This window comes from Ruegeria sp. CK1 (assembly GCF_056536545.1).
Genome location: NZ_JBQFPX010000002.1, coordinates 87,069 through 105,846, shown reverse-complemented (window position 1 = coordinate 105,846; position 18,778 = coordinate 87,069). Strand labels below are relative to the sequence as shown.

At 56.0% G+C, this 18,778-nt stretch carries 19 protein-coding genes and 2 tRNA genes; 6 read left to right on the top strand and 15 right to left on the bottom strand.

Translation table 11 applies throughout. From position 1 onward, the window contains the following. Positions 1–59: 59 nt before the first annotated feature. Positions 60–134 (bottom strand) — tRNA-Asn (locus tag ACR0L3_RS07080). Between the two features lie 83 nt (positions 135–217). Beyond that, positions 218–1,126 carry an MBL fold metallo-hydrolase gene (locus ACR0L3_RS07075; protein WP_480744835.1) on the bottom strand — a complete coding sequence of 303 codons (909 nt, stop codon included), beginning with the start codon at positions 1,124–1,126 and terminating at the stop codon, positions 218–220. 44 nt (positions 1,127–1,170) lie between these two features. Between ACR0L3_RS07075 and ACR0L3_RS07070 the strand changes: the two genes are divergently transcribed. Beyond that, a complete protein-coding gene (locus ACR0L3_RS07070; protein WP_480744833.1) occupies positions 1,171–2,490 on the top strand; it encodes an ATP-binding protein in 1,320 nt (439 codons plus the stop codon). Between the two features lie 123 nt (positions 2,491–2,613). Here the strand turns inward: ACR0L3_RS07070 and ACR0L3_RS07065 are convergent, their stop codons facing one another. The 10 genes from ACR0L3_RS07065 to ACR0L3_RS07020 all read right to left on the bottom strand — a co-directional run bounded on the left by ACR0L3_RS07065 (position 2,614) and on the right by ACR0L3_RS07020 (position 11,828). Further along, a complete protein-coding gene (locus ACR0L3_RS07065; protein ID WP_480744832.1) occupies positions 2,614–3,540 on the bottom strand; it encodes a 3-hydroxyacyl-CoA dehydrogenase NAD-binding domain-containing protein in 927 nt (308 codons plus the stop codon). Then, the gene (locus ACR0L3_RS07060) at positions 3,540–4,280 is read right to left on the bottom strand and encodes an SDR family NAD(P)-dependent oxidoreductase (RefSeq protein ID WP_480744830.1); all 741 of its coding nucleotides are present in this window, start codon (positions 4,278–4,280) and stop codon (positions 3,540–3,542) included. Before ACR0L3_RS07060 ends, ACR0L3_RS07065 begins: the two co-directional genes overlap by 1 nt. Continuing rightward, on the bottom strand, positions 4,280–5,698 hold the full coding sequence (locus ACR0L3_RS07055) for a gamma-aminobutyraldehyde dehydrogenase (protein ID WP_480744828.1): 1,419 nt from the start codon (positions 5,696–5,698) through the stop codon (positions 4,280–4,282). The genes ACR0L3_RS07060 and ACR0L3_RS07055 overlap by 1 nt, the downstream gene beginning before the upstream one ends. Positions 5,699–5,709: 11 nt before the next feature. Continuing rightward, the gene (gene kce, locus ACR0L3_RS07050) at positions 5,710–6,654 is read right to left on the bottom strand and encodes a 3,5-dioxohexanoate:acetyl-CoA acetone transferase (RefSeq protein WP_480744826.1); all 945 of its coding nucleotides are present in this window, start codon (positions 6,652–6,654) and stop codon (positions 5,710–5,712) included. Then, positions 6,636–7,031: a cupin domain-containing protein gene (locus ACR0L3_RS07045; RefSeq protein WP_480744825.1), complete on the bottom strand. Its 396-nt coding sequence runs from the start codon at positions 7,029–7,031 to the stop codon at positions 6,636–6,638. The genes kce and ACR0L3_RS07045 overlap by 19 nt, the downstream gene beginning before the upstream one ends. After that, on the bottom strand, positions 7,028–7,819 hold the full coding sequence (locus ACR0L3_RS07040) for an SDR family NAD(P)-dependent oxidoreductase (protein WP_480744823.1): 792 nt from the start codon (positions 7,817–7,819) through the stop codon (positions 7,028–7,030). The genes ACR0L3_RS07045 and ACR0L3_RS07040 overlap by 4 nt, the downstream gene beginning before the upstream one ends. Beyond that, a complete protein-coding gene (gene betC, locus ACR0L3_RS07035; protein ID WP_480744822.1) occupies positions 7,816–9,351 on the bottom strand; it encodes a choline-sulfatase in 1,536 nt (511 codons plus the stop codon). Before betC ends, ACR0L3_RS07040 begins: the two co-directional genes overlap by 4 nt. Further along, positions 9,348–10,487, bottom strand: a complete 1,140-nt coding sequence (locus ACR0L3_RS07030; protein WP_480744820.1) for an aromatic ring-hydroxylating oxygenase subunit alpha — start codon at positions 10,485–10,487, stop codon at positions 9,348–9,350. Before ACR0L3_RS07030 ends, betC begins: the two co-directional genes overlap by 4 nt. Before the next feature lie 133 nt (positions 10,488–10,620). Next, positions 10,621–11,637: a GlxA family transcriptional regulator gene (locus ACR0L3_RS07025; protein WP_480744819.1), complete on the bottom strand. Its 1,017-nt coding sequence runs from the start codon at positions 11,635–11,637 to the stop codon at positions 10,621–10,623. Positions 11,638–11,751: 114 nt separating this feature from the next. Further along, positions 11,752–11,828, bottom strand: a tRNA-Ile gene (locus tag ACR0L3_RS07020). A 107-nt stretch (positions 11,829–11,935) separates the two neighbouring features. Between ACR0L3_RS07020 and purM the strand changes: the two genes are divergently transcribed. The 3 genes from purM (at position 11,936) to rnd (ending at position 14,849) form a co-directional block, all read left to right on the top strand. Further along, positions 11,936–12,982, top strand: a complete 1,047-nt coding sequence (gene purM, locus ACR0L3_RS07015) for a phosphoribosylformylglycinamidine cyclo-ligase (protein WP_480744818.1) — start codon at positions 11,936–11,938, stop codon at positions 12,980–12,982. Next, on the top strand, positions 12,979–13,575 hold the full coding sequence (purN, locus tag ACR0L3_RS07010; RefSeq protein ID WP_480744816.1) for a phosphoribosylglycinamide formyltransferase: 597 nt from the start codon (positions 12,979–12,981) through the stop codon (positions 13,573–13,575). Before purM ends, purN begins: the two co-directional genes overlap by 4 nt. Before the next feature lie 116 nt (positions 13,576–13,691). After that, positions 13,692–14,849, top strand: a complete 1,158-nt coding sequence (rnd, locus tag ACR0L3_RS07005; RefSeq protein ID WP_480744814.1) for a ribonuclease D — start codon at positions 13,692–13,694, stop codon at positions 14,847–14,849. A 6-nt stretch (positions 14,850–14,855) separates the two neighbouring features. Here the strand turns inward: rnd and ACR0L3_RS07000 are convergent, their stop codons facing one another. Then, entirely contained in the window at positions 14,856–15,383 is a 528-nt protein-coding gene (locus tag ACR0L3_RS07000) for a hypothetical protein (RefSeq protein ID WP_480744812.1), read from the bottom strand. Positions 15,384–15,522: 139 nt separating this feature from the next. Here ACR0L3_RS07000 and ACR0L3_RS06995 point away from each other — a divergent pair, with 139 nt between their 5' ends. Beyond that, complete coding sequence (locus ACR0L3_RS06995) at positions 15,523–15,933, top strand: SufE family protein (protein ID WP_480744811.1); 411 nt, start codon at positions 15,523–15,525, stop codon at positions 15,931–15,933. Positions 15,934–15,939: 6 nt separating this feature from the next. Here ACR0L3_RS06995 and ACR0L3_RS06990 read toward each other — a convergent pair whose 3' ends face one another. After that, positions 15,940–16,605, bottom strand: coding sequence for a DUF1638 domain-containing protein (locus ACR0L3_RS06990; protein ID WP_480744809.1), 666 nt, complete (start codon positions 16,603–16,605; stop codon positions 15,940–15,942). A gap of 89 nt (positions 16,606–16,694) precedes the next feature. Next, positions 16,695–17,393 carry a corrinoid protein gene (locus ACR0L3_RS06985; protein ID WP_480744808.1) on the bottom strand — a complete coding sequence of 233 codons (699 nt, stop codon included), beginning with the start codon at positions 17,391–17,393 and terminating at the stop codon, positions 16,695–16,697. A gap of 290 nt (positions 17,394–17,683) precedes the next feature. Here ACR0L3_RS06985 and ACR0L3_RS06980 point away from each other — a divergent pair, with 290 nt between their 5' ends. After that, the gene (locus tag ACR0L3_RS06980) at positions 17,684–18,748 is read left to right on the top strand and encodes a PA0069 family radical SAM protein (RefSeq protein WP_480744806.1); all 1,065 of its coding nucleotides are present in this window, start codon (positions 17,684–17,686) and stop codon (positions 18,746–18,748) included. Positions 18,749–18,778: the final 30 nt, after the last annotated feature.

Below are 18,778 nucleotides of genomic sequence, written 5' to 3'. Positions count from 1 at the left end.
TTTTAAGTTTGAGTTCTCACTCAGGTATGGGAGCAATGCAGGTAGTTTTTCGAGGATTTTGGCTCCGGCGGTAGGGATCGAACCTACGACCAATTGATTAACAGTCAACTGCTCTACCGCTGAGCTACGCCGGAACTGAGGGGCGTATAACAACCCGAATTTTCGCCGTCCAGAGGGGAATGTGACGTTTTCGCAAAAAAGTTTTCCGTGTGTATAGTTACCGTTTGAAACGAGCATCTTTTGACAGTTTTCCTACCACTGAGACCTGAGATTTACTATTCAAATCAATAAGGTGGGCGAAAACATTTCTTTCGGCTGCAGGTAAAAGTGCAGCGGGGGTGTCTACGTAGATATGTTCGGCCAATTCACGTGCTGTACCTGGTTTTTCCTCTAGCGCGGACAGAATCTGTGCTTCACGTGTCAGACGGTGATTAATCAGCCAATCCAGCCGTGCAGGAGGGTCGGTGATTGGAGCTCCGTGTCCGGCGTGAAAAACTGACCAGTCGCGGCTTCGCAAACGGTGGCAAGCCGCCATAAAGTCAGTCAGATCCCCATCTGGAGGTGAAACCAATGAGCTTGCCCAGCCCATAACGTGATCACCGGTGAAGCAGACCTCTCCCCACGCCAAAGCGATATGGTTTCCAAGATGTCCCGGTGTGTGAATCACCTCTAGCTGCCAACCTTCGCCGACAATTTGCTCACCATCGGAAAGTTCGACATCGGGGCGAAAGGAGGTGTCGATTCCTTCACCACCTCCTACAAGCCCATCCCGCGCTAGCTGGGTCATGATTGCACTGCGCCCGGCCTCTGGGCCACCAAACGCCAAAACCGGTGCCTGCGTGCGTTCTGCAAGTGGACGAGCCAGTGGAGAGTGATCCAAATGACTGTGCGTAACGACGATATGGTTAATCCGCTGACCGGGCTGCACCGCATCCAGAATCGCATCCAGATGCGTCTGATTGAGAGGGCCAGGGTCGATCACCGCAAGCTCACTTGTGCCCAACAGGTACGTGTTAGTGCCCCTATAAGTCATGGGTGAGGGATTCGGTGCCAGAATACGTCGCAATCCCGGCTGTAGCTCTATGGCAGTGCCTGGCGTTGGGTCGAATTGGTCAGCAGCCTGCATTCTGCGCTCTTTCTCTTGTCGGTTCAGCCCGTTAGGTTTAGCGCATGTCCGCGCAATGGCTCAAACCCTATATGCCGCGCAGCCTCTATACCCGAGCTGCGCTGATACTGGTTCTTCCAGTGGTTGTTCTACTTTTGGTCGTTGGTATTGCTTTTCTTCAAAAGCACCTTGAAGACGTCACGGCGCAAATGACGCGTGCGGCCTCGCGTGAGATATTGCTGGTTGTCGATGCCATGGAGAATACGGAAACCCAACAACAGGCGCTTGCGGTCGTCCGACCGGATTTGCTGGCGCTTGAAATGCAAGCGCGGTTTTTAGGTCTAAATGAAGAACCAGAATTGGGCCGAGGCCGGTGGTATGATTTTATAGCGCCAAGGGTAGAAGCGGACTTGGAATTTTTACTACCCGATCTTGTCGCCGTCGCACTACCAAGCGGAGATGAGGCACGGGTTTACCTTCAGACAAATCTTGGGGTGTTGCAGCTGACATTTGATCGCCGTCGCTTGTCTCCCACGGCTCCGCACCAATTGATCGTGACGATGGTGTTCTTTGCTATCGTCATGACTTCGATCTCCTTTCTTTATATGCGCAACCAGTTACGCCCTATTTCCCGATTGGCTGAGGCAGCGCAGGCTTTCGGTCGCGGTAGAGTGGTTTCGTATACGCCCGGCGGCGCGATTGAAGTGCGTGCCGCGGGCAGTGCCTTTTTGGAAATGCGAGCGCGTATCGAACGCCAGATGGAGCAACGCACCATGATGTTGTCTGGCGTCAGTCATGACCTTCGCACCCCACTAACTCGTTTAAAACTTGGCTTGTCGATGTTGCCCGAGGATGATGCTGCCCCGCTGCAGCAGGATGTAGATGAGATGCAGTTGTTGCTGGACGCTTTCCTGGAGTTTTCGCGTGGGGCATCAGAAGGAACGCCCGAAACAGTCGACCCTAAAGTTTTGTTAGAGCAAATTGTAAAAGACGCTCGTCGCGCCGGACATCAGGCTGAGCTTGTTTCCGTCGAAGGTGAGGGGACAGTGACACTCAGGCCAACTGCAATAAGGCGCGCGGTTGAGAACCTGATCGGAAACGCAGTTCGCTATGGAAAACGCGCCGATGTTAGCCTGTTTGTCACGCCAAAATCCTTGCGTATTCGGGTCGAAGATGACGGGCCGGGTATTCCACCCGAGCAGCGGTCTGAAGCAGTCAAACCTTTCTCGCGCCTTGATCCGGCCCGCAATCAAAATCAGGGTAGTGGGGTCGGGTTGGGTCTTGCCATTGTTTCTGACATTGCACGCGCCCATGGAGGAGTTTTGCGCCTCGGCAAGAGCGATCGACTGGGTGGCCTATGTGCTGACATCATCATCGGGCGCTGAAAAACACCTGACACAGTAGGTCAATACAGCCTGTCGCAGATCTCGAGGATATTTCTTTTCGTTGCATTACCTCACTGCGCCGCGGGTTTAATGGAAAAACTCAACGGCCTATTTGCCGAGTGACTAACGCATTCCAACAACTGATTTCTGCATAGCGACGATCAGCGCATCTCGCATTTGAGACAGCTCCGCCGGAGACTTTCCTGCGGCTTCGGCCTTTACGCCCTGCGTCAATGTTTGGGTCACGTCTTTGGTCAAGTGAACCTGTCCAAGATCATCCCACCAGCCGTTGAACGTATCCGTGAAATGGTCGCAGAAGGCTTGAAGACCTCCTTCGCCCGCCCCAAGGTTGAACAACATGGTCGGTCCCATCGCCGCCCAACGCAAACCGGGGCCAGCCCATACGGCCTTGTCCACGTCCTCGACCGAAGCAACGCCAGACATGACAAGGCTGATCGCTTCGCGCCAAATCGCTGCTTGCAGTCGGTTAGCTACGTGTCCAGGCACTTCTTTCCGGAGGCGGATCGTTGTCTTTCCAACAGACTCGTAAAAGCGCTGCGTGTCTTCAACCACGCCGCGTGCGGTATTCTCGTTCCCCAAAACTTCGACCAAGGGGATCAGATGTGGTGGGTTAAATGGGTGGCCCAGAACAAAGCGTGATGGGTCCTTCCAACCGGGCTGCATTTGGCTAAGTGTTAAACCCGAGGCAGAACTTGCAACGATCGCTTGAGGAGCCAAAGCAGGTTCGATCTCAGCAAAGGTTGCATGCTTGAGTGGTAAACGCTCCGGTACGTTTTCCTGAACAAACGCGGCCCCCTTGACAGCACGCGCTGCGCTGGAGTGGAAGGTTATGACCTCTGGGTCGCCGTTTTGCGTTAGCCCAAGATCGGTCATCGCAGGCCACGCCGCTTCAATGTAGCTGCGTACCCTTTGTTCCACTTTAGGGTCCGGATCGAACATGGCGACTGAACGCCCAGAGGCTAGAAACAACGCGGCCCAACTGGCACCGATTACGCCGCCTCCAAGGCAGGCAGTGTGTTGAAAATCCATCAGAATAATCCCGGATTAAGAGGAGAGGCAGCCGTCATACCGCCATCCAAGGTGAACAGCTGTCCTGTGGCAAATCCAGCTTCGTCTGAGGCGAGCCAGACCGCCATGCTGGCGATGTCTTCTGGCCTTCCAAACCGACGTGCTGGGTGGCGCGCCAACGCGTCCTGTCGCGCCGTTTTGGGGTCAGTGGCAAGGTCAAAACCCGCATCCATCATACCGGTTTCAATCCAGCCGGGACAGATAGCGTTGCAACGGATCTTGGGGCCGTGATCCACGGCGATAGACCGGGTCAACCCATGAACAAAGGACTTCGAAGCATTGTAGAGCGCCATAGACGGATCAGCGACAGAGCCCGAAATAGATCCGATATTGATGATCGCTCCTCCTTCAGACATTTTCGGAATAAAGGCGCGGCACAGATTGAATACGCCTTTGCAATTGGTGCCGATCACCAGGTCCCAATCTGCATCGGTGCTGTCGGTGACCGACTTTTCAACTTGTACGCCTGCATTGTTGACAAGGATGTCGGTGCCGTTTGTTGCCGTCGCCAGTTCTTTAACCGCAGCAACATCGGTAACGTCCAGCGGATACCATATGATGTTCTGATCAAGCCCTTCGGGTCTGGCCCCGCGTCCGCATGTCGTGACCTTTGCGCCTTCACGGGCAAACGCCTCAACTATCGCGCGTCCGATGCCCTGCCGTCCGCCTGTGACCAACGCCTGTTTCCCTGCCAACCGCATCAGTGTGCCACCATCACATGGCGCACGGACGTATAGGCATCAAGAGCGTAGACCGACATGTCACAGCCAGTTCCTGAGCCCTTCATTGCTGCCCAAGGCATCTCGGCTGCGGGCATCCCATGCGTGTTGACCCAAGTCATGCCGTATCTCAGTTGCGCGGTCATCTTCATCGCGGTCGAAACGTCTTTGGTCCAAACCGAAGAGGCCAATCCGTACCGACCGGCATTGGCTATTCGCAGCGCGTCCTCAGCCTCGGAAAAGCGCGAAATGGTTACAACGGGTCCAAACACTTCGCGGCATGCGATTTCGGCATCGTTGTCGACATTGGCCACGACGGTCGGTTTGTAAAAGAACCCAGCGCCTTCGCCGACCTCACCTCCCACCACGATCTCAGCACTGGCGCGGGCGCGATCGACGAAGCCAGCAACTTGGTCGCGTTGGGCAGCGGAAACGATAGGGCCCATCTCAACCCCGTCGGCTCTGGGTGCGCCAATTTTGATTTGGCCAACCTGATCAGTGACAGCTGCAACCACCTTGTCATAGACCGAGTCTTGAATCATCACTCGGCAAGGTTGGGCGCAGTCTTGCCCCGCGTTGAAGAACGAACCATAGCGGATCGTCTCGGCCAATGCGTCGATATCCGCGTCGTCAAAAACAATAACCGGAGCCTTTCCGCCCAACTCCAAATGCACGTGGCGAATTTGCTGAGATGCTGCGCGCATTGCCGCCATCCCTGTCGCAGGAGATCCTGTTATTGAAATCCCCTCGATCCGTGGGTCGTTGATCAATGTGTCTCCAACCGATGCCCCACGGCCATGCACCACATTCAATACGCCTTTGGGCAAGACATCGGCCAGCAGTTCAGCTAGCCGCAGCGTGGCTAGTGGTGTGATCTCGGATGGTTTCATTACGATGGTGCAACCTGCAGCCAGCGGCGCCGCGATCTTCCACGCAGCCATCATCAGCGGATAATTCCAGGGCGCAATCGAGGCTACCGGACCAAGCGGATCTTTCCTAATCATCGAAGTGTGGCCCGCCGCATATTCACCTGTCACCGAGCCGCTCATGGTGCGGGATGCTCCGGCCATGAAACGGAACGTGTCGATGGTCAGAGGCATCTCTTCGTCACGGGCCATGGGCCAGGGTTTACCGACGTCGAGCGTTTCCAGCTCGGCCAGTTCTTCGATGTTGGCTTCAATCACATCGGCAATTGCGAGCAGGCAACCGGCACGTTCGGAAGGTGTCACCAAACGATAGGTTTCAAATGCCTCATGCGCGGCGCGGGTCGCAGCCTCAATCTGCTCCGGCGTTGCCTCGGGTACATGTGCGACAGTTTCCCCGGTCGCGGGGTTCAGGACGGGCAGGGCGTCGCCGCCGCCTTCGACCATCTTTCCGTTGATCAGCATTTTCGTTTGCATGTTGTTTCCCGTCAGAAAGCTGTCTGGTCGCTGCCCTTGAGGCCAAGCCGCTGGCGGGCCTCATCCGGCGTCGCGACCGTGAGGCCGAGGTTTTCGATGATTGAACGGATTTTGCGAACTTGGTCGGCGTTGGATTTTGCTTTTTCGCCAGGGCCGATATAGAGGCTGTCTTCCAGCCCAACCCGAACATTTCCGCCCAGTATTGCGGCTTGAGTGGTGAATGCCATCTGATGACGACCCGCAGCCAGAACCGACCATTCATAGCTGCCGCCGAACAGCTTTTCGGCGATTGTGTGCATGTGCATCAGGTTGTCGGGATCGGCACCGACACCGCCCAAAATTCCGAACACCATCTGGATAAAGAACGGGGGTTTGACCCAACCCTGATCTACCACCCAAGCGAGGTTGTAGAGATGTCCAAGGTCGTAACATTCGAATTCGAATTTGGTGCCGTGACCGCCACCAAGTTCCTTCATCGCGTATTCGATATCAGCGAATGTGTTTCGGAAAATGAAATCGCGCGTCATGCCCAGAAACTCGGGCTCCCAGTCATGTTTCCAGTCTGAATACTTCTGCATCATCGGAAAGATGCCAAAATTCATCGATCCCATATTCATGCTGGCCATTTCGGGGCTGGCTCGCAGGGCGGCACGAAGGCGCTCTTCACGAGTCATGCCCAGCCCACCACCGGTTGAGACATTCATCACCGCGCCGGTTGCCTGTTTGATACGCGGCAGGAATTGCATGAACAGTTCGGGGTCCGCATGAGGTTTCCCGGTTTCGGGATCGCGGGCGTGCAGGTGGATAATCGAGGCCCCAGCTTCGACCGCTCCGATACTCGCGTCCGTGATCTCGTTCGGGGTGATCGGCAGGTATTCCGACATGGTCGGTGTATGAATGCCACCAGTGGGGGCACAGGTTATGATGACCGATTTGCTCACCCGATAGCCCCCCATGCGCCGCGCGGCTCTTGATCGACGATGGTGATGACATCGCCGGGCCGCGCTACGGTGATATGAGAAAAACTGTTGTCTGCCGTTGCCCCGTGCCAATGCGGGTAGCCAGCAGGGATGGTCACCACGTCGCCGGGCTCCATGATCTGTTCACCGTTTTCGTCTGCGATGATGCCACGTCCCACAGTCGCAATAAGGATCTGATCCACTTTGTGGACATGCACCCTGTTGCGCTCGCCGGGACCAAAATTGACAATGTAAAGTTCAACGTCCTCGGTCTCAGGCAGCCCCACTAAAGGAGCGAAGGTGATAGTGTCGCCCAGAAATAAATCTCCGGTCGCAGGTTTCGTATCGGTTTGGCTCGATTTAATCACTTTCATAGCTTCATCTGCTGAACCTGTGCGCTCAGCCCTCCATCCAGAACCCAAAGTTGCCCACTAGCATAGCGCGCCTCGTCCGAAGCCAGCCAGTTGACCAAGTTGGCGATATCTTCAGGTGTGCCGTAGGTACGCATAGGGTGCACGTCTCGAACGGCTTGTTGCAGTTGATCGATGGTCTTGCCACCACCACCCGAACCGTCGCCGGTGAAAAAACTCTGTAGCATCGGTGTGTCGACATAACCGGGGCATATGGCGTTAACGCGGATACCCTCGGGGCCGTGATCGCAAGCCATCGCCTTTGTCAGGGCATGCACCGCGCCTTTGGTCGCGCAATATGCGGCGAGGCCGGGGTCGGCGATAAACCCGTCATAGCTGCCGAAATTGATGATCGAGGTAGTGCCACTGTTGGCTGCTTTCCGCATCAGGGGCAGTGCATGTTTAGAGGTCAGGAAAGTACCCGTCACATTGACGGCAAAGGACAGGTTCCATTCGTCCAGCGAGGTTTCTTCGATAGTTTTCTCTATTTCGATCCCCGCGGCATTAACCAGTATGTTCAACCGGCCTGCGTCCTTCGCCACTTGTTCCATCGCTGCGATGGCGTCGGGTTCCTGCGTGACGTCCAGTTTGACAAAGATGCTGCCGTCATCGTCATGCGCGGTCAAAGAACCCTCGGGCGTCAGATCGGCCGCGTAAACCCGCGCGCCTTCGCGTAGGAACCGGGCGACAATGGCGCGACCGATGCCGCCACGGCCGCCGGTTACAAGGGCGGTTTTGCCTTCCAGCATCATTCGTTGGTCTCCTTCAAAGGCGGATAGCGATAGCGTGTCGCTGCAACGGTCCAATCCATGTGGTTGCGCACATAGTCCTGCGAGGCATCGCGTGGCGGGTTGTAGTCCCAGCTTTCGACTGGGTTGGCCTCCATCGCCGCATGCAGGGCACGGCGGGATTTTTGTGTGGCGATGACATCCGCACGCAGTTTTTCACTGTCCCAGCGTTGAGCAACGCGAGCCGCGAATTGCGCTGCTTGGTCGGCGTAATCCGGGTCTTGCGCGCGGTTCACCTTTTCCAGCGGGTCGATGGCCAGGTCATAAAGCTGCGGAGGGTCCGGATCGCAGTGGATGTATTTCAATGGCCCGGTGCGGATCATGAAGACTGGATAGGGTGTCATTTCGGCGCAGTATTCGCCAATAGCCTCGTCAACCGCGTCGGGCTCTCCGCGCGCCAGCGGCATGAGGGAGCGACCGTCCACCGGTTCTCCGAACATCGCTTCGCTACCCCCGGCGAGGTCTACGAACGTAGGCAGCAGGTCCAGCAGCGAACAGGCGTTCGACGCCGTGCCTTGCGCAACACCGGGACCGGCCATGATCAAGGGCACGCGGGCGGAGTGTTCGAAGAAGTTCATCTTGTACCACAGCCCACGCTCGCCCAGCATATCGCCGTGATCGGCTGTCACGATAACGATGGTATTGTCCAGTTCGCCAATCTCTTCTAGCGCCTTCACCATCGCGCCCAACTTGCTGTCGAAATAGCTGACATTGGCTAGATACGCACGGCGTGCGCGGCGGACTTCCTCTTCGGTCAAGGGAACGTAGCTCGCCTCGATCCCGTCCATCACCCGGCGTGAGAACGGATCCTGTTCCTCGGGCGTCAGGGTGAATTCCGGCATGGGGACGTCATCGTCTGAGTACAGGTTCCACCACTCCGGTTTGGCTACATACGGATCGTGTGGGTGGATGAAGCTGGCGACCAGACAGAACGGTGTTTCATCCCCGGCTGCTCGGTCGCGGCCACGGTCAATCAGCCAGCGGCGGGCGGCGAATTCGACCTCGTCATCATAGTCGGTTTGGACGGTGGCGATGGCCTCGCCGCTTTCCTTGACCGTCTGCATGTTGTGGTACCACTTATCGATGCGTTCGTCGGCTGCTTCCCAATCAGGGGTCCAAGCAAAGTCTGAAGGGTAGATGTCGGTCGTTACCCGGTCTTGAAATCCGTGTTTCTGATCGGGGCCGACAAAATGCATCTTGCCGGACAGGCAAGTGCGATAGCCAAGCGCCTGAAGGTAGTGCGCGAAGGTCGGAACAGACGCGCGAAACTCGCTAGCATTGTCATAGGTTGCGATCCGGCTGATCAACTGACCAGACATGAAGGCAAAGCGCGACGGAGCGCAAAGCGGTGAGTTGCAATAGGCCGCGTCGAACCGCATCCCGCGCGCGGCTAATGCATCGATATGGGGTGTTTTCACAGTCGGATGACCATAAGCGCCGCAGAAATGCGGCGCCAGTTGGTCTGCCATAACGACGACGATATTGGGCCGTCTCACGGCGCGGCCTGCGCGTAGGCATCCAGAACCAGCCCGTGGAAGTGATGCACTGCATGCTCCGATTTGCCCGAGCCGTTCGGATCATGCACGATCCGCCCTTGGGTGAAGGCCGGTGTGCTCATGCCCCGCTGAACACTTTCAACGATGTCGATGTCTTCGCGCTGTAGAACCTCGTCGAGATAGCGGATTGCTTCCAGTTCCGCCTCGTCCGGTTCCGGGGTTTCGAGGAAGAAGTCGTAGGTCTCCAGCGTTCGATCCGGACCAATAGGAATGATGTTGAGAACGATCATCGACGACCGCCCCGGATAACGCATCAAGCAGGTCGTAGGCCACAACCACCAAACCGCATGGGTGCGTACAGTCGCGTTCGACACATCATAGGCGGTGTTCGCACCTTTGCCCGCCTCGGCCATGTGGCTGGAGTAGATGCCGTACGTGGTCACCTTGTAGGTGTCCATATCGACCAAATCGCAGAAATCTTTATGCGCGGTTGGGCAGTGGTAACATTCTAGGAAATTATCGACGACGTTCTTCCAGTTCGACTTGATGTCGTAGGTCAGGCGGTGGCCAAAAGTCAGGTTTTCGATATCCGGCGCCCAGTGGCGAATTTCGGTTTCCAAATTGCCAGACAGTTCGTGCAACGGTCGCGCGTTCGGGTCGAGATTGACATATATGAAGCCTGCGAACTCCTCGACCTTCACCTGATCCAAGCAAATGTCTTTAGTGTTAAAGGCTGTCAGGCTTTCGGTTTCCGGTGCGCGGACCAGCTGACCGTCCAATTTGTAGACCCACGCGTGGTAGGGGCACATGATGCGCGTTGTTTCGCCCTCGCCAGACAAAAGATGGTGGGCGCGGTGCTTGCAGACGTTGTAGAAGGCGCGCAACGTTCCTTCGCGGTCACGCACCACAGCAATCGGGCGGTTGGCGATCTCAACAGTCACGTATGATCCGGGCGCCCGCAGCTTTTCCACGTGGCACACCCATTGCCACGTTTTGGCTAGAATTTCGTTTAGGTCGATCTGATGCCACGCAGGATCCACGTAGGCTTCGGCCTTCAGGGATTGCGTGTTGAGCGGGTCAGGGCTGAACCCATCTGAGATTCGGTCGAATTGCTCTTTGGACGGCAGCGCGGTCATTTTAGGAGGCTCCACGTAACTCGCCCGGGACTGTCCCGGAAGGTTGGCTTGCTACGTGTATGTTCCTCTGAAAAATTATTTGACGCTTAACTTTTTACGTCATCAAATTAACACAAAAAGCCATTGGGCAAAGTTACGCCCGTGGTTTTCGGTGCATCGGCCAAGCCCGGTATTCGAAAGGAACGCGACCTTCGATACGGTCCTGGCTTGGTGGCAATCCAAAGCGGTCTTTGTATGACCTGCTAAAGTGAACCTGACTGGCAAAGCCCGATGCCATCGCGACCTGTGCAATCGGCAGCTCGGTCTGCGTCACTAACCCGCGCGCTCGGTCCAGCCGAATATCACGGTAATACAGGGCAGGGGTCTTCTTGATGTAGGTCGCAAAGAGCCGGTCCAACTGCCTGTGCGAAATTCCCGTCAGTTTGCAGATGTCAGGAATGGGCAGAGGATCTTCCAAGTGTGCTTCCATTACCTGGATTGCCGTTTTCAGGGTTGCCGGAACCAGAGCGCCAAAAGGTTCGCTTCCCTCCGGCTGCTGCATTGCTGCTGGTCCTCTTAGCTGACCGTGAAAAATATACCGTGCCGCAGCGTTTGCCAGCGCACTTCCATGAATCCCCTGAACGATCTGCAGGGCGAAATCAATGGACGCTGCGCCGCCACAGCAGGTGATCCGGTTTCCGTCCAGAGCATAAAGGTTTTCGACCACTTCGATATCTGGATAAAGCTCCTTAAGGGCGTCGATATGTTCGTAGTGGACGGTTGCGCGCCGCCCCTTCAATAGTCCGGCCTGAGCCAGCACAAATGCGCCTGTGTCCAGCGCGCCCAACGTTGCGCCGGATCGCGCCCATTGGCGCAGTGCGCTGCCAAGACGGTCGGTCATGTGCTTTTCAGGGGTCCAACTGGTTGAGACGATGGCAATGTCTGGCTGCTGAGGCCCCAGGTCACTCAGCGCCTGTGTTTCAACTCCAACACCGTTGCTAGACACGCAAAGCCCACCGGATTCCGAAACGATCTGCCATTTGAAGTAGGCTCGGCCATCCAGATAATTCGCGGCCCGGAACGGGTCGATGAAATCCATCGTGGCTGCCATGTTAAAACTGGGTGTGACGACGATGAAAAGGCCGGTCGTGGGCTGAATCGTTTCATCCATGTCCTAATGACCTCGCTTGCCACCATTCAAGTCAAAAGAAAGCGATTTGTGGCCATCGCGCAAGGTCGGATGCAGCCCGGCGAACTACCTAGTTCATGAAAGAAGGCGAGGATTTGGTAGGCCCGGCAGGACTTGAACCCGCAACCAAAGCGTTATGAGCGCTCTGCTCTAACCAATTGAGCTACAGGCCCGCCATGCGGCTTTGACTATCACGGTGAACAGCCGCGTCAAGCCTGACCGTTGCAACATGTCGCACAATCGACTAACCCGCGCGGGAACCATTCATAAGGGGCTGGCCATGACGACGGGCAAGAACGGAATCACATATGCCGATGCAGGCGTTGATATTGATGCGGGCAACGCTTTGGTCGACCGGATCAAGCCCGCGGCCAAGCGGACAAACCGCTCGGGCGTGATGAGTGGGCTGGGCGGATTTGGTGCTTTGTTCGATCTGAAGGATGCCGGGTATCAGGACCCCATTCTGGTAGGCGCGACCGATGGCGTTGGCACCAAACTGCGAATCGCCATTGATACCGGTGTGGTTGATGGTGTCGGTATTGATCTGGTTGCGATGTGCGTGAATGACCTGATCTGCCAAGGGGCGGAGCCGCTGTTTTTCCTAGATTATTTTGCGACCGGTAAGCTGGACACCGACACAGCGGCGCGGATCATCGAAGGCATTGCCGAGGGTTGTGTTCAGTCCGGTTGTGCATTGATCGGTGGTGAGACCGCAGAGATGCCGGGCATGTACCCGGATGGCGACTTCGATCTGGCCGGTTTCTCGGTCGGCGCGATGGAACGGGGGGCGCATTTGCCTGCCGACGTGCAAAAGGGTGATGTTCTGCTGGGTCTGGCCTCGAACGGGGTGCATTCCAACGGCTATTCGCTTGTGCGAAAGCTCGTCGAGATTTCTGGCCTTGGTTGGGACGCGGCGTCGCCATTTGGTAAAGGATCGCTGGGTGAGGCGTTGCTGACGCCAACGCGGTTGTATGTGAAACCGGCGCTGCAGGCGATCCGGGCCGGGGGGGTGCATGCGTTGGCCCATATCACCGGTGGTGGTCTGACTGAAAACCTGCCGCGCGTACTGCCCGAAGGGCTGGGTGCCGAGATTGACCTGAACGCCTGGGACCTGCTGCCTGTCTTCCGCTGGATGGCTGAAACCGGTGGCATTGCCGAAGCCGAGATGCTGAAAACCTTTAACTGCGGCATCGGCATGATCGTTGTTTGCGCCGAAGACCGCGCCGACGAGCTGGCCGCGCTGCTGGCTGAGGCGGGCGAGACTGTTTCGCGTCTTGGCGCCGTAACCGACGCTCCTGGCATGGCCTATTCGGGCCAGTTGCTGTGAGCCACAAACGCGTCGCCATCCTGATTTCCGGGGGTGGGTCCAACATGGTGTCGCTGGTCGACAGCATGGTCGGGGACCACCCAGCGCGGCCCTGTCTGGTGCTCTCGAATGACGCTGAAGCGGGCGGGCTGAAAAAAGCCACCGCGCGTGGCATCCCGATAGCGTCAGTAGATCACCGCCCCTTTAAAGGTGATCGCGCTGCCTTTGAGGCCGAGCTGCTGAAACCGCTAGATCAGGCGCAGCCAGATATCGTCTGCTTGGCCGGGTTCATGCGGGTTCTGACGGCCGAATTTGTTTCGCGCTTTCAGGGACGGATGCTGAACATCCACCCTTCATTGCTGCCGAAGTACAAAGGTCTGAACACCCATGCCCGGGCCATCGAGGCCGGTGATGCGGAACATGGATGTTCGGTTCACGAGGTGACGGCGGCGTTGGATGACGGTCCGATCCTTGGGCAAGCACGAGTGAACATCGAACCCGGTGACACACCAGAGGTGCTGGCGGCCCGCGTGCTGGAATGGGAGCACAGACTCTACCCCGCAGTGTTGCGCCGTTACGCCAGTGGAGAGCGGACTCCGGTGTTGCTGCCCTGATCGTTTCAGGGTGATTTACATGCGCGTCATATTCGGCCTATGGTCTGCTCATCGGCTGGGTAAGGCAAAGAATTGACTGTCAGCCACAAAGAAAAAGAGCAAGAACAGCACCGCGTATGAAAACCCTGACAACGACGCAAGAGCTGGCCGATTTCTGCAAGGCCGCTGCGGAATACGACTATGTTACTGTAGACACCGAGTTTCTGCGCGAAAGAACCTACTATTCGAAGCTTTGTCTCGTGCAGTTGGCGTTTGCGTCCGACGATGAAGATAGCGCTGTTTTGGTTGATCCGCTGGCTGATGGATTGTCGCTCGAGCCATTATACGAGCTGTTCGGCAATGAAGACGTGGTCAAGGTATTCCACGCCGCGCGACAGGATCTTGAGATTTTTTGGGTTGATGCTGGTGTTTTTCCCAAACCGCTATTCGACACACAGGTCGCGGCGATGGTTTGCGGATTTGGTGAGCAGGTTGGCTATGAGACACTGGTGCGCAAGATTTGCAAACAAGGTGTCGACAAAACCTCGCGTTTTACCGATTGGTCCCGGCGACCGCTATCCGAGGCGCAAAAGACTTATGCGCTGGCCGATGTGACCCATCTGCGCCAAATCTACGAATTTCTGGCAGCGCAGTTGAAGAAATCGCAGCGCATCCACTGGGTGGCGGAAGAGCTGCGGACTCTGACCCAGCCTGAAACTTACGACATCCGACCTGAAGATGCGTGGAAACGCGTAAAAACACGGACAAACTCGGCCAAGTTTCTGGCAGTTGTACGTGAGTTGGCGCAATTTCGAGAAACCTATGCTCAGGAGAACAACGTCCCACGCAGCCGGGTATTCAAGGATGATGCGCTCATTGAGCTGGCTTCAACCAAACCTAAGTCTCCATCTGATCTTGGCGGTTCTCGTCTTTTACTGCGCGAGGCGCGTAAGGGCGCGATTGCCGATGGTATTTTGGCTGCGGTAAGAAACGGCGTAAATTGCCCTGCCGATCAGTTGCCGAGCGTTGATAACAGTCGGGACAAACTGAAGGTCAATCCGGCCTTGGCAGATCTTCTGCGTGTGCTGTTGAAATCTAAAACCGAAAGCTCGGGTGTGGCGGCTAAACTGATCGCTACCAGTTCGGAACTGGATCAGATTGCAGCGGGTGAACGCGAATTGCCCGCTATGTCGGGTTGGCGGTTCGAGGTGTTCGGTGAGGATGCTTTGAAACTCTGCGAGGGTAAGATCGCTCTGGCCGCCAAGGGGCAAAACGTCAAGGTCGTTGCGCTTTAAAGTCGATTATCGGCGACGCGATTCAAGCGCGTTCTGTTGCCCCACAACCCGCACCAACCGCGTGTTTTGCAAGTCTTCCCGACTGATATTGATCGCATCTGAAACCATGCGCGAACGCTCGGTCCCCTGATTGGTCGCTCGTTCCGGGTAATTTACCCGAAAGGTGAATTCGAGAACGCCGTTCTTCTGATTCTCTTCACTGCTGACGCGTACCAGTTGGGCATTGTAGGCGCCTTGCCGGGATGCGGTGCCAGTCGCATAAACAATTGCACCATTTGGGGTGGGATCAATCCGCACCTCATCGATCTTGGCAATTGGGACGCTAGTGTCAGGGGCTTCTGATCTGCCAAACAGCCCTGCGCCTTCCTTTTTCTTAGGCACAAGTGCATCGGCGTCATTTGCCGAAACCTCGCTCGGTGCAGACGGAGTGCTGGGGCCGAACCAGTTGGACGGGTTAGCCCGCGAGTCACGCCAGTTGCTGCATGCTGACACGGTCAGAGTGGCAACCAAGAGAACAATAAACGATTTTTGCATGGTCCCAACGTCCAGAGCAGTAGATGCAACAATGGGTTATCGTAAATTCGGGCGCTTGAAAAGCCACGCAAGGGGGTGGACAGGCATGGAACGGAGGCATAGTTCACACTTGTGAACGCATCGAAAGGACCGCCCCAAAATGGCAACGCCTGCCTTTGAAGAAATCGTCGAGGATTTCGAATTTCTGGAGGACTGGGAAGACCGGTACCGCCATGTCATCGATCAGGGCAAGGCCATGGACCCCCTGGACGACGCCTTCAAAGTTCCGGCTACAAAGGTCAATGGTTGCGCCAGTCAGGTTTGGCTGCACCCGATTATCGAACGCGGTGTTTTCCGTTTCGATGGTGACAGTGACGCTTTGATCGTTCGCGGCCTGATCGCGGTTTTGCGTGCGCTGTACAACGGCCTGCCAGTCAGCGAAGTGACCAAGGTTGATGCAGGCGGCGAATTGGCGCGGCTAGGCTTGAATGATCACCTTTCCGCGCAACGTTCGAACGGGCTGAGGTCTATGATAGAACGTATCCGGGACGTCGCCCAGGAAAACGCCTGACGCCGATTAGTTGGCCGGTGCGCGCGTCGCCCAATCCGTTAACGTTGTTTCAAGATCGCCATAGCCGGTGAAACGGCGTTCGAATTCCAAACCCATCTTCTCGGCGCATTTGCGGGCACGGGACGTGAGTTCGGGATCATCGATTTGCGCCTGATAGACAAGCTTGGTGTAATTTCCAAAGTACATATCGCGTAGTTCGGGGTGGCGATCCAGGCCAAGTGGTTTCCAGACAAAGGCATCGAATTGCCGTGCGAGGAAATCCGTCAGGTAAAACGCAGTGGTTTCATCGTCGCCGCGCGCTTCAAAGGCCTGATTTCCTTCGAAGAAGGAATAGCAATGCGGGCCTTTGACCATTTCAACCCCAAGTTCGGCGCAGGCTTTTTCAAGTAAACCGCCAGTGCCGCAATCAGCATAAACTACAAAAATCTGATCATAGTCATCGCGATGCTTGGCAATAGCGTCCCGAACTGCCTGAGTGATCTTTTCGGGGTGGATGTGCAGGATCGCAGGGAGGCAGGTCAGCGACATGTGGTCCCAACCATTCTGCCGTTTAAGGTCCAGAATTTCACGCGCGAGCGCGCCACACGCAAGCAGCAGAATCTGTCCCTTCTCATTAGAATCGTAGCCTTTGGTCGTCAGGCTTACATCGTCTGGCATTTTTTCCTGCTGCATCTGGAGCCCCTTCAAAACTATAAGACAGCCGCATGAACAAAAAAGGCCGCCCGAAAACCGGACGGCCTGTGAACATTTTGTCTGTCCAATCAGCCGGCCAGTTGGTTGTGCTTGCGCGAGACAAATTCCTTGGCGGTTTCAACTGCCACGGCCGCGTCACGGCAATAGGCGTCTGCACCAATGGCTTTGCCGAACTCTTCGTTCAACGGTGCGCCGCCAACCAAAACGATATAGTCTTCACGGAGGCCCTGTTCTACCAAAGTGTCGATCACAACTTTCATGTATGGCATTGTTGTAGTCAGCAGCGCCGACATGCCCAGAATGTCGGGCTGTTCGGTTTCCAGCGCTTCAAGATAGTTTTCGACCGGATTGTTGATGCCGATATCTACGACCTCGAAACCTGCGCCTTCCATCATCATCGAAACAAGGTTCTTGCCGATGTCGTGAATGTCGCCTTTGACGGTGCCGATGACCATTTTTCCAACCCGCGGTGCGCCGGTTTCAGCAAGCAGAGGCTTTAGGATCGCCATGCCGCCTTTCATCGCGTTAGCAGCCAGCAGAACCTCGGGGACGAACAAGATACCATCGCGGAAGTCGTGGCCAACGATGGTCATACCACCGACCAGAGCTTTGGTGAGAATGTTGTAAGGGGTCCATCCGCGTTCCAGCAGGATGTTTACACCTTCTTCGATTTCCTCTTTCAGGCCGTCATAAAGATCGTCGAACATCTGTTCGACGAGTTCGTCGTCATTTAGTTCGGACAGGACGATGTCTTCTTCATCGGACATGGGGCATTTCCCTGAGCTGTGCGGACCTTGGGCCCGTGGTGGCATTTTTCCCGTTTTTGGCCAAAACGTCGCAGTTTGACTGTGACGATTGCGACCTCAGTGGTTTCGGGACCGACCTATACGTCAGATTTTTGGATCTCACGACAGAATTTTCTGCATGATTATCCTGCATTCCTTTCAACAGGTGGTAGATCGCAATCGTAGACGCAAGTCTCTGAATTTTCATGGTGTGCTTGCCTGACCATGTTGTGTTCGATATACCGAAGAAAAGGAACAAAAAGTGAACAAACATGAGCGCGCCGCATATCAGGGGGCGGGGAACCGCCACAAACAACGCAGGACGGTTCGAACAATTCGAAACGGTTGCCTACGATGATGGCTGGGACATTGAGGAGAATATCCCGTTATTGCGGACAGATGTTCGCGATGAGATCGCGCGCAGCTTGATCACATACAACCGCTCACCGGATCTTCCATTTGACCGCTCAATCAATCCGTATCGCGGCTGCGAGCATGGGTGTGTTTACTGCTTTGCGCGCCCATCGCACGCCTATCTTGGACTTTCGCCCGGATTGGACTTTGAAACGAAATTGATTGCACGACCGAACGCCGCGGACATCTTGCGCAAAGAGTTGTCCAGCAAAGCATATAAAGTGGCAACCATAGCGCTGGGAACAAACACCGATCCATACCAACCGGTTGAAAAAACGCGTGAAATCACCCGAAACTGCTTGAAAGTGCTGCAAGATTTTAATCACCCAATAGGGATCGTTACCAAAGGGGTACTGGTCGAGAGGGATTTGGACATTTTAGCCTCAATGGCGAAAAAGGGGTTGGTGCGTGTTGGGATTTCTCTGACCACATTGGATGCAGACCTGTCCCGCCGAATGGAGCCGCGCGCGCCATCGCCCAAGCGACGGCTGGCCACAATACGGCGTCTTGTAGAAGCGGGTGTCCCGGTTCGAGTGATGACATCTCCGATAGTGCCTGGCTTGACAGATCATGAACTGGAGCTGCTGCTGGAAGCGGGGCGCGATGCCGGGGCCGATGCGGCCAGTTGGATCATGCTGCGCCTTCCGCGCGAGGTCTCAGAGCTGTGGCAGGACTGGCTGCAAGAGCATGAACCTGCGCGGGCCGAGAAAATCATGTCCAAACTGCGTGAGATGCACGGCGGCAGGGATTATGACCCACGTTGGGGGCATCGCATGCGGGGTGAGGGCGAGTATGCAGGACTTGTCGCCAAGCGGTTCAAGTTGGCGGTGAAACGGCTGGGGCTTGCGACGAAAACGCCACCGCTGAGATGTGACTTGTTTGATAGACCTGCTCAGGTTGGTGATCAGTTGAGCCTATTATAGAAAAAGCCCCAGACGCGGGTCCGGGGCTTT

Coding starts and splice junctions, on each gene's coding strand:
- ACR0L3_RS07025 (WP_480744819.1), bottom strand. CDS start 11,637: ATGGATGAAACGATTCAGCCCACGACCGGCCTTTTCATCGTCGTCACA.
- ACR0L3_RS06995 (WP_480744811.1), top strand. CDS start 15,523: ATGGCAACGCCTGCCTTTGAAGAAATCGTCGAGGATTTCGAATTTCTG.
- kce (WP_480744826.1), bottom strand. CDS start 6,654: ATGGGGGGCTATCGGGTGAGCAAATCGGTCATCATAACCTGTGCCCCC.
- ACR0L3_RS07065 (WP_480744832.1), bottom strand. CDS start 3,540: ATGGATTTTCAACACACTGCCTGCCTTGGAGGCGGCGTAATCGGTGCC.
- ACR0L3_RS07055 (WP_480744828.1), bottom strand. CDS start 5,698: ATGCAAACGAAAATGCTGATCAACGGAAAGATGGTCGAAGGCGGCGGC.
- ACR0L3_RS07075 (WP_480744835.1), bottom strand. CDS start 1,126: ATGCAGGCTGCTGACCAATTCGACCCAACGCCAGGCACTGCCATAGAG.
- ACR0L3_RS07000 (WP_480744812.1), bottom strand. CDS start 15,383: ATGCAAAAATCGTTTATTGTTCTCTTGGTTGCCACTCTGACCGTGTCA.
- rnd (WP_480744814.1), top strand. CDS start 13,692: ATGAAAACCCTGACAACGACGCAAGAGCTGGCCGATTTCTGCAAGGCC.
- ACR0L3_RS07030 (WP_480744820.1), bottom strand. CDS start 10,487: ATGACCGCGCTGCCGTCCAAAGAGCAATTCGACCGAATCTCAGATGGG.
- ACR0L3_RS06990 (WP_480744809.1), bottom strand. CDS start 16,605: ATGCAGCAGGAAAAAATGCCAGACGATGTAAGCCTGACGACCAAAGGC.
- ACR0L3_RS07070 (WP_480744833.1), top strand. CDS start 1,171: ATGTCCGCGCAATGGCTCAAACCCTATATGCCGCGCAGCCTCTATACC.
- ACR0L3_RS06980 (WP_480744806.1), top strand. CDS start 17,684: ATGAGCGCGCCGCATATCAGGGGGCGGGGAACCGCCACAAACAACGCA.
- ACR0L3_RS07060 (WP_480744830.1), bottom strand. CDS start 4,280: ATGCGGTTGGCAGGGAAACAGGCGTTGGTCACAGGCGGACGGCAGGGC.
- ACR0L3_RS06985 (WP_480744808.1), bottom strand. CDS start 17,393: ATGTCCGATGAAGAAGACATCGTCCTGTCCGAACTAAATGACGACGAA.
- purM (WP_480744818.1), top strand. CDS start 11,936: ATGACGACGGGCAAGAACGGAATCACATATGCCGATGCAGGCGTTGAT.
- ACR0L3_RS07040 (WP_480744823.1), bottom strand. CDS start 7,819: ATGATGCTGGAAGGCAAAACCGCCCTTGTAACCGGCGGCCGTGGCGGC.
- ACR0L3_RS07045 (WP_480744825.1), bottom strand. CDS start 7,031: ATGAAAGTGATTAAATCGAGCCAAACCGATACGAAACCTGCGACCGGA.